7 protein-coding genes are annotated in these 10,003 nt (G+C 67.3%); all 7 read left to right on the top strand.

Going from position 1 to position 10,003, the window contains the following annotated elements; translation table 11 throughout:
* Nucleotides 1-570 precede the first annotated feature (570 nt).
* The 7 genes from LzC2_RS00945 to LzC2_RS00915 all read left to right on the top strand — a co-directional run bounded on the left by LzC2_RS00945 (nt 571) and on the right by LzC2_RS00915 (nt 9,946).
* The gene (locus LzC2_RS00945) at nt 571-2,208 is read left to right on the top strand and encodes a TROVE domain-containing protein (protein ID WP_171182732.1); all 1,638 of its coding nucleotides are present in this window, start codon (nt 571-573) and stop codon (nt 2,206-2,208) included.
* 95 nt (nt 2,209-2,303) lie between these two features.
* Complete coding sequence (locus LzC2_RS00940; protein WP_171182730.1) at nt 2,304-2,615, top strand: hypothetical protein; 312 nt, start codon at nt 2,304-2,306, stop codon at nt 2,613-2,615.
* The gene (locus LzC2_RS00935) at nt 2,612-3,208 is read left to right on the top strand and encodes a hypothetical protein (RefSeq protein WP_171182728.1); all 597 of its coding nucleotides are present in this window, start codon (nt 2,612-2,614) and stop codon (nt 3,206-3,208) included. The genes LzC2_RS00940 and LzC2_RS00935 overlap by 4 nt, the downstream gene beginning before the upstream one ends.
* Nucleotides 3,209-3,410: 202 nt before the next feature.
* A complete protein-coding gene (locus LzC2_RS00930; protein WP_246254614.1) occupies nt 3,411-5,045 on the top strand; it encodes a DNA-directed RNA polymerase subunit alpha C-terminal domain-containing protein in 1,635 nt (544 codons plus the stop codon).
* A 136-nt stretch (nt 5,046-5,181) separates the two neighbouring features.
* Nucleotides 5,182-6,027, top strand: a complete 846-nt coding sequence (locus LzC2_RS00925; RefSeq protein ID WP_349771118.1) for an ion transporter — start codon at nt 5,182-5,184, stop codon at nt 6,025-6,027.
* A 105-nt stretch (nt 6,028-6,132) separates the two neighbouring features.
* Nucleotides 6,133-8,556 carry a DUF1592 domain-containing protein gene (locus tag LzC2_RS00920; protein ID WP_171182725.1) on the top strand — a complete coding sequence of 808 codons (2,424 nt, stop codon included), beginning with the start codon at nt 6,133-6,135 and terminating at the stop codon, nt 8,554-8,556.
* A gap of 121 nt (nt 8,557-8,677) precedes the next feature.
* On the top strand, nt 8,678-9,946 hold the full coding sequence (locus LzC2_RS00915) for a DUF1552 domain-containing protein (RefSeq protein WP_171182723.1): 1,269 nt from the start codon (nt 8,678-8,680) through the stop codon (nt 9,944-9,946).
* Nucleotides 9,947-10,003 lie beyond the last annotated feature (57 nt).

Below are 10,003 nucleotides of genomic sequence, written 5' to 3'. Positions count from 1 at the left end.
TTCCCGCAAACCGCCGGGCGTTCCCGCAAACCGCCGGGCGTTCCCGCAAACCGCCGGGCGTTCCCGCAAACCGCCGGGCGTTCCCGCAAACCGCCGGGCGTTCCCGCAAACCGCCGGGCGTTCCCGCAAACCGCCGGGCGTTCCCGCGAACCGACCGGGCGCCGGACGGGTCCGGGGTTTCGCGGGACCGAGCCCCAGGCAGTCGGTTCTCCTTTCGATGGACGAGGTCGCGGGTTCGAGTCCCGCCGCCGAGCCTTCTGACGGACCGTCTGGTCCGTCGTTTCGTGCTCGGCGTAGCTCAGCGGTAGAGCGCGTAACGCCGATCGCCGCCCGTTCGTTCGGTCCCGCACTTTCTCTTCACAGGTTCACGCGTCGACGGGCGAGCAGTCCGTCGGCGGGTCTCGGGGCCGAGCCCCCGGGGATCGGTTCTCTTCTGCCAGAAGCCCCGGCCCAGCGCCGGATTCCGACCTCACACGTTCGTTCGACCCCGTTCTCCCTTGTAACGCCGAGGCTCCGCGGAGCCTCGGCGATACTTTCCGGCCCTCGTCCCCCGCACCGGGAGGACCCCCGATGAAGTACCCCGGCCTCACGAATCCCCGCAACGCGCCGCAGTCCGCCCCGGCGAACGCCCGGCAGGTGAAGAACAGCGCCGGCGGGTACGTGTACGAACTCGATCGCTGGGCCCGGTTGGATCGCTTCCTGATCCTCGGGTCCGATGCGCCGACCTATTACACGACCGCTCGCGATCTCACGAAGGAGAACCGCGAGAACCTCGACGCCTGCTTCGCCCTCAACCCGCATCGCACCGCGGCGACCGTCGCCGCGATCAGCGAGGACGGCCGGGCCCCGAAGAACGACCCGGCGATCTTCGCCCTGGCCGTCGGGGCGAACCACGCCGATCCGAACGCTCGCACCGCGGCGCTCGCGGTGATGCCGCGGGTCTGTCGGACGGCGTCGCACCTGTTCGCCTTCGTGAACGCCGCCACGTCCCTCGGGCGCGGCTGGGGTCGCGGGCTGAAGCGGGCCGTCGCCGCTTGGTACGCGGCGAAGTCGATCGACCGGCTGGCGTATCAGGGCGTGAAGTACCGCTCGCGGTACGACTTCGACCACGCCCGCCTGATGCGACTCTCCCACCCGGACCCGCGGGGCGACGCGGAGCGGTCGGTCCTCTACCGCTGGCTGGCGAACGGTTCCGTCCCGGACGGTCCCGCCTCGCAGCGAGACAAGCTGCCGGCGATCGTGCGGGCGCACGAGACGGCGATGGCCGCCTCGCCCCGCAAGAGCCTCGTGCATCTCATTGAGGCGCACCGGCTGCCGTGGGAGGCCCTGCCGACCTGGGCGAACGCGGACCCCGCCGTCTGGCGGGCGATGCTGCCGCACCTCGGCGCGACGGCGCTGCTGCGGAACCTCGGCAACATGACCCGCATCGGGGCGCTGGCCCCGCTGTCGGCTGCCGAGGATCTGGTCGTTGAGCGGCTCTCCGATGCGGAAGCGCTGAAGCAGGCTCGCGTGCACCCTCTCTCCGTCCTCGTCGCTCAGGCCGTGTACCGGTCGGGGCGGGGGGTGAAGGGGAAGGGGGCGTGGGAGCCGAACGGCCGCGTGCTGTCCGCATTGGACGACGCCTTCCGCACGGCGTTCGACGCGGTCGAACCAACCGGCAAGCGTTTCCTGATCGGGCTGGACGTGTCCGGTTCGATGACGGCGTCGCTGTCCGGATCGCCCTTGAGCTGCCGCGAGGCCTCGGCGGCGCTGGCCTTGGTGACGGCGGCGACGGAGCCGAAGTGCCATGTCGTCGGCTTCACCGGCGAGGGCGGTTCGCGGTGGCGGTTCGGTTCCCCCGCCGTCGCCCCGCTGCCGCCGCTGAACGCCCAGGCGAGCGTCGCCGAGGCGGTGCAGGCGGTGTCGAACCTGCCGTTCGGTCCGACCGACTGCGCCCTGCCGATGTTGTACGCCTTGGAGAAGCGTTTGGCCGTGGACGTGTTCGTAGTCCTGACGGACAACGAGACATGGTGCGGCGAGGTGCACCCGTCCGAGGCGCTGCGTCGGTACCGCAAGCAGACCGGCCTCGACGCGAAGCTGGCGGTGGTCGGGTTGACCTCGACCGGCTTCAGCATCGCGGACCCGCGAGACGCGGGGATGCTGGACGTCGTCGGCTTCGACACCGCCGTCCCCACGATCCTGTCGCGCTTCGCGACGGGGGCGTTTTGAACGGGAGAATTGGAGGACGACCCGGACGCTTCCAGCGTCCGGGTCGTTGCTTGCGCCGCGTTCCGCGGGAGTCGAGGGACGACTAAACTCCGGTCATGCCTGTCTCCACCAAGTTCACCCCTCCGCCGGGGAGCGTCACGACGGATGCGATCCCCGACGGGGATTTGTTTAAGGCTGACATCCTCGCCGCCCGCCGCACGCCCCCCGAGCAGCGCGTGATGGACGGGCTACGGCTGTTTGAGATGGCCTCGAAAATGTCTCGAGCCGGTCTGAAGAGCCGTCACCCGAGTGCGGATGATGCGGAGATCGAACGCTTGTTCGCTGCTCAGTTGGAACGCCAGCGTCGGATCGAGGAGTACGGCATCTACACCTACCGGCCGATGACCGCGGAAGAGGCGGGATTATGACGGAACACGACGACCCGTCCGCGGCGGAGATCGGCGAACGGGCGACCGAGGCCGTCATTGGGGCGTTGGAGTCGGCCGGTATTGATTACATGGTCGTCGGCTCGTTCTCGACGAACTGCCACACGCAGCCGCGATCGACGCGCGATGCGGACCTCGTCGTCGCCCCGCCCGGCGGTCCGGTGGCTCGGGTCTTACGCAGCCTTCCGAAGCCGTACCGCCTGGATCCGCAGATCGGCTTCGAATCCGTGACCGGCACCACCCGATATCTGCTCGAAGTCGAAGGGGCGACCTTCAAAGTGGAGTGCTTCCTCCTCTCGGACGATCCGCATGATCAGGAACGCTTTGCCCGTCGCGAACGCCTGCTGATGTTGCCCGGATTGGAAGCGTGGGTGGCTGCCGCGGAGGACGTGATCGTCACGAAACTCCGCTGGGCGAAGGACGCCGGCCGTGGAAAGGACCGCGACGACGTACGGAACGTATTAGGCAGCCGGGCGGGCGAACTCGACCTCCCCTACATCGAACGCTGGGCTGCGGAGCACGGGACGCTGGATCTCTACCGTGAAATCGCCGCGAGCATTCCCCCGCTGGATTGACTTGTTAGAAAGGACGGCGCGAGGCGGGACGGTTCGCCTCGGTTGATCCGTACGCTCCCCGCCGTACAGTGGACGGCTTGCGCCGGCGGCAGGGACGGCCCCCGGTCTGCCCCCGGTCCACCGATCGTACGCTCCGCGGTTCGCATCGCCGCGCCGGAGCGCCGGTTCCCCCCTCGTTCGTGTCTGCGGAGTCCCCCCCTCGATGAGCGCCGGCAGCCCTCTCGCCGATCTTCAGCCCGCCCAGACCCCCGATGGGGTCACCACCGGGGAGTACACCGCGGCAGGGATGACCGCCCCGCCCGCCGGGATGGGCGGCGGCCGCAGTTCCGCCCCCGCGTTCCTGCCCGGAGGCGGCACCAGCGCCGAACAGGCCGACCAGGTGGACGTGGTCGGCACCCTGCGCGGCGACGGACCGTTCGGCGCCGATCAGGTCGCGCTGCTCGAAAAAGCCGTCGCCGGCACTCAGCCCGCTGAGGTCCGCCAGCACCTCCAGGAGTTGGAGAACGAGATCGGCGACGACGGCAACGACCGTCAGAACACCGCCGCCGGCGTCACCCATTATCTGCTGGGCGAGCACGAGCAGGCCGCCGAACGCCTGAACGAAGTCGACGGCGATCCGCTGGTCGACTATTACCTCGCTCAGGCGCTGCTGAGCCTGAAGGACTGGGACGGGGCGATCGACGCCCTCCAGACCGCCGCCTCCAACGGCTATGACGAGGTCCAGTGCGAACTGGAAAAGGCCGGCGTCGTCCGTCAGGCCGGCGACACGGAGAAGGCGGACGAACTGCTGACCGCCGTCAGTCGCAAGGCCGCCACGCGCGCCGAATACAGCTATCAGAAGGGCTGCGTGATGGCCGACCGGGGGGACACCCTCGGGGCGATCGAGTACTTCGAGCGGGCCGTCGATATGGACCCCCGCCACAGCAAGGCGATGTTCCGCCTCGCCGGCCTGATGGACCTGCTGGGCGAAGACCGCGAAGCGATTCGCCTGTATGAGCAAAGCCTCAGCAAGCCGCCGCTGTTCATGGGGGCGCTGATGAACCTCGGCCTGCTCTACGAGGATGCGGAGAACTACCCCGCCGCCGCGTACTGCTTCCGCCGGGTCTTGCAGGTCTACCCGAACCACGAGCGGGCCCTGCTGTTCCTCAAGGACGTCGCCGCCGCGACGAGTATGTACTACGACGAGGAAGCGATGCGGCGCCAGCGCGAACTGGAGCAGCAAATGCGCATCCCCATAACCGACTTCGAACTGACCGCCCGCAGCCGCAACGGTCTCGAGCGGGCCGGCATCGCCACCTTGGGCGATCTCTGCCGCACCAGCGAAGCGGAACTGCTGGCCGCGAAGAACTTCGGCGATACCAGCCTGAACGAGATCCGCGAGATCCTCGAAGGCCGCGGCCTGCGGATCGGCCAACTTGTCGAGCAGGACTCCATGGAGTCCGGCGGCTACGGCTACGGCGGCGGCTATCAGTCCGGCGGCGGGATGCCCGCCCCGACGCAGCCCGGCCAGCCCTCCCCGCTGGCGGCCGTCTCGCCGGTCGGCGGTCCCGGCGGAGCCCCTGCCGGCGGCGGACACGGCGGCGCCCCGAAGCTCTCGCCGTTCGTCTCCGACGACATCTCCCCGGCCGAGCGCGCCAAACTGGAGCGCCCGGTCAGCGATCTGAACCTGTCCGTCCGGGCCCGCAAGTGCCTGACGCGGCTGGGGATCGTCACGATGGGCGAACTCGTCAGCCGGACCCCGGACGACCTGATGAGCGTCCGCAACTTCGGCGTCACCAGCCTGAACGAGATCCGTCAGAAGCTGGTCGACTTCGACCTCAAGCTGCGGAACGACTGAGGCCCGGCGAAGCCGGGAAATCCCAAGTCTCAAGGAATTAAGAACCAAAGAGTTCGATCGAGTCGCCCGTTTTGGTTCTTGATTTCTTGGTCTTGGAACTTTGACGTCCTCTCACGACGCCCCATTCTCCCTCGCGGTGGACGACTACTTCGGCAAGAGCAGGCTGAGCGGCCTGCGGTTGCGGCTGTACGTCATCATCTTCGAGAGCGACACGCCGGCCGGCAAAGCGTTCGACGTCGGCCTGATGGCGGCGATCCTCGCCAGCGTGGGGGTCGTCATGGCGGAGAGCGTGCGGACGATCAATGCGCTGTACGGCGAAGCGTTGCGGGCCGCGGAATGGGGCTTCACGGGGCTGTTCACGATCGAATATCTCCTGCGGCTGTATTGCGTCGGCTATAAGCGACGCTACGTCTCCAGTTTTTTCGGCGTGGTGGATCTTCTGGCGGTGCTGCCGGCGTATGTCGGGCTGCTGTTCCCGGGGGCGCGCTACCTCACGGTGGTCCGCCTGCTGCGGGTCTTGAGGGTCTTTCGAGTCTTGAAGCTCGCGGTCTATATGTCCGAGACGACGGAGCTGACCCGGGCGTTGGTCGCCAGCCGTCGTAAGATCGAGGTCTTCACCGTCTGCGTGCTGACGCTCGTGGTGATCCTGGGGTCGCTGATGTACCTCATCGAGGGCGAGAAGAACGGCTTCACCAGCATCCCTCGCAGTATTTATTGGGCGATCGTGACGCTCACCACAGTCGGCTACGGGGATATCTCCCCGCAGACGAACTTGGGGCAGTTCCTCGCCGCCGCGATTATGTTGATGGGGTACGCGATCCTCGCCGTGCCCACGGGGATCGTCACCGCGGAGATGGCCCGCCCGCACCCGAAACGGGGCGATCCGCCGGTCACGCCCGCGCCCCGCGGCGTCTCCGCGGGAGTCGACCCGGAGCATGCGCCGCCCCCCGCCTTCTGTAAGCACTGCGGCGGCAAGCTCTGAAAACGACGGAGAGAGCCGACTACGGAGAGCGCCGTTGAGCGTCGCATCGGCGATGTTTAACCTCTCCGAAGTCGCTTTCGCGTTTCCGAACCGCTGCGAACGTTCATGGGCATTCCTTCGAGGCTCGTTCCGCTCGCGCTGGCGTGGCTCACCGGGGCGGCGACGGCCGCGCCGGCTTGTGCGGCGGAAGGCGGGACCGTGTCGACGTTCCTGCGTTCGCACTGCGTGGAATGCCATGGTCCGGAGACGCAGGAAGCCGATCTGCGGCTCGACCGTATCCCGCCGCTCGATGCGGAGACCGCGGAGCAATGGTCACGGGTCGCCGACCTGATCGACTCCGGCGACATGCCCCCGAAGCCGCAACCCAGACCCGGCGCCGCGGCGAAACGCGACGTGCTGGCCTCGCTGCGTCACGATCTGGCCAACGTCGCCCGCCCCGTTCCCGCGGTGCGGCGGATGAATAGGACGGAATACGAGCACACGGTGCACGACTTATTAGGGATCGACGCCCCCCTGGCCCCGCTGCTGCCGGAGGACGGGCAGGTGCAGGGGTTCGACAACGTCGCCGGCGGACTCGGGATCTCCTCGATCCTGATGGAGCGTTATTTGGAAGCCGCGGATACGGCATTCGAGGAGTCCGTTCGTCGCATCGAACCGCTTCCCCCCGCGACCCGCCGGGCGGTGTTAATGGAGCAGAAGGAAAACGTCTCCTCGGTGAAGGGCAAGAAGGGCGGCGTGGTCGAATCGCACGGGGCGTTCGTCGATTTCACGCCCGGTTGGCCGCCGGCCCGCGTCGACTCCGCCCACCCCATCGAAGAGGGCGTCTATCGTTGCCGGGTCGCCGTCTGGCCGCACGATCCCGGGGCGAACCGCACGCTCAGCGTCGCCGTCTTTACCGGTCCGCTGTTCGGCCCCGGCGAACGCCGTTTTCAAGGCATGTTCGACGCCGCCGGCACGCCGGACGACCCCCGCATCATCGAGTTCACCACGCATCTGGATGAGGGCGACGCGCTGCACATTCTGCCGTGGATCTACCCGGAGCACGTCACATGGCGTGATCAAGAAGAAAAACGCCCCGGCGTCGCGATCCTCTGGGCGGAGACGCACGGGCCGCTGGATCAGGCGTTTCCGTCCGAGGCGCAGCGGAGATTATTCGGCGATTCGGACTCGATTGAACTCGTCGAGGCCGAATCGATCTATATGCGGCACCGCCGCGGCGTGAAGTTGCATCGCGTCGAATCGTCCGAGCCCCGGGCCGACGTCGAGCGAATTATCCGCGATTTCGTTCCCCGCGCGTTTCGGCGGCCGGTCGACGAGGAACTGACGAATCAGTTCGTGGACTTCGCCCTGTCGCGTCTGGATGCGGGGGCGACGTTCGAGCGGGCGGTGCGGGCCGGGACGACGGCGGCGCTCTGTTCGCCGCACTTTCTCCTGCTGAACGCGCCGGACGACGCGGCCGCGGAGGGCCGAATCGACGATTATACGCTGGCGTCGCGGCTCTCTTATTTCCTGTGGTCCTCCATGCCGGACGAGGAACTGCTGGTCCTGGCCTCCCGCGGCGAGCTGAGCGATCCCGAGACGTTGCACGCACAGGTCGAACGCATGATCGCCGACCCGAAGATCGAGCGTTTCATCGAGAGCTTCACCGGCCAATGGCTGGACCTGCGGGATATCGAATTCACGACCCCCGACGGCACGCTCTATCCGGAATACGACGAGCTGCTGATGCGGTCGATGCTGGCGGAAACCCGCGGGTTCTTCCGGCATCTGTTAAAGCACGACCTGAGCGTGCTGAACGTCGTGGACTCCGACTTCGCGATCCTCAATCAACGGATGGCGGAGCATTACGGCATTCCCGGGGTGCGCGGCCACGAAGAATTCCGCGTGGTGAAACTGCCTGAGGACAGCGTGCGGGGCGGGGCGCTCGCGCAGGGCAGCGTGTTGAAGGCGACCGCCAATGGCTCGACCACCTCGCCGGTGCTGCGGGGCGTGTGGGTGCTGGAGAACCTGCTCGGCCAGCCGGCGCCGCCGCCGCCGCCGGGCGTGCCGGCGGTCGAACCGGATATCCGCGGCGCCGTCACGATCCGCGACCAACTGCAACGTCATCGGGAGGACCCGTCCTGCAATCGCTGCCACGTCCGCATCGACCCGCCCGGCTTCGCACTGGAGGAGTTCGACGTGATCGGCGGTCATCGAACCAATTATCGAGCGGTCGAGGGGAAGCCGCGGCAGCGAAAGATTCCCAAGACGAGCTATTACGACGGTCCGCCCGTCGAATCGGACGGCGCCTTCGCCGACGGTCGCGACTTCAACGGCTTCAAAGCGTTCCGGGAACGCTTGCTGGAAGACCCGGACCGTATCGTCACGACCGTCGCGGAAAAATTGCTCATCTATGGCTGCGGCCGGCCGGTGGGACCGGGGGAGCGGGCGTCGGTGCAGTCCGTCGTCGAAGCCGCTCGGGCGAACGAGTTCGGACTGCGATCCATGATTCACGCGGCGGTCGACAGCGAACTTTTTCATCGCCCCTGACCGCCTTTCAAGAACACCAACCCGACGCGTCAGCGAGGGCGTTCGCGTCAGTGATGCCCGGCGCCCTCGCTGACGCTTCGGGTTAGTATTGAACCGTCGATTCCTTCAAGAAGGCGCCTCGATGTCTCATCATCGCATTCCCCGCCGCACTTTCCTTCGCTCCTCGGGCGTCGCCCTAGGGCTGCCGCTCCTCAACGGCATGCGACCGGCCGCGGCGCGGGCGGCGGACGCGGAACCGGAAGCCCGGCGGATGGTGGCGATCTGCGCCCCGCTGGGGATCCACACGCCGCACCTGTTCCCTGAGAAGGCCGGCGCGGATTACGAAGTCACGCGCTATCTGGAGCCGTTGCAGCCGGTTCGCGATCAGTTCAGCGTGATCTCGGGGCTGCACCACCCGATGGTCGACGGCGGACACGCCGCGGAGAAGAGCTTCCTGACCGGCGCCGCCCACCCGGGGCAGCCGAGCTTTCGCAATACGATCTCCGTCGATCAATACGCTGCGGAGCGGATCGGCCACCGCACGCGGTTCCCGTTCCTGTCGCTGACCGGGGGCAACGGCGGGATGTCCTATACCCGCTCCGGCGTATTGATCCCCGCGGAGGCGTTCCCCTCCCGCGTCTTCAAAAGGCTGTTTCTGGACGGCTCGAAGGAAGAGCAGGCGGCCCATCTCCGCCGCGTCCAAGACGGGCGTAGCGTGCTGGATCTCGTCGGCGAACAAACACGGGCGATTCAGCGCAGGACCGGCAGCGAGGATCAGCAGACGCTCGATCAGTATTTCACCAGCGTGCGCGAACTGGAACGACGGCTCGAACTCGCTGAGGAGTGGGCGGAGCGGCCGAAGCCCGTCGTCGAGGAAGGCCCGCCGACCGATATCGACGACCGGGCGAACTTCAGCGGCCGGATGAAACTGCTGCTGGATCTGACGGCGCTCGCCCTGCAGACGGACTCCACCCGTCTCATCACTCTAAAGGGACCGGGCGGCAACGAAGTGGTCGATCTGAACGGCGTCGACGACGGCTGGCATAACCTCAGCCACCACGGACGCTCGCCGGAGAAGATCGAGCAGCTCTCAATTATCGAACGGGAGGAGATGCGTCTGTTCGGCGAGTTCCTGCAAAAGCTGGCGTCGATGCGGGACGGCGATCGCTCCGTGCTCGACCAGACGGCCGTGCTGATGGGCTCGAACCTCGGCAACGCCTCCAGCCATAACAATACGAACCTCCCGCTGGTGGTCGCCGGCGGGCGGTTCAACCACGGGCAGCACCTCGCCTTCGATGCGGAGAACCCGCCGCCGATGTGCAACCTGCTGGTGTCGATGCTCCGTCACTTGGAACTCGAAGTCGACGAGTTTGGCAGCGGCACGAGCACGCTCACGGGGCTGAGCGTTTAGAACCGTTGTCTGATCCCAGCCCGATGCGCGAGTATCGGCCGTCCGCTCAGCCGTGGA

The organism is Alienimonas chondri (genome assembly GCF_013036045.1).
Lineage (GTDB): Bacteria > Planctomycetota > Planctomycetia > Planctomycetales > Planctomycetaceae > Alienimonas > Alienimonas chondri.
This window is presented reverse-complemented; position numbering and strand designations above follow the sequence as displayed.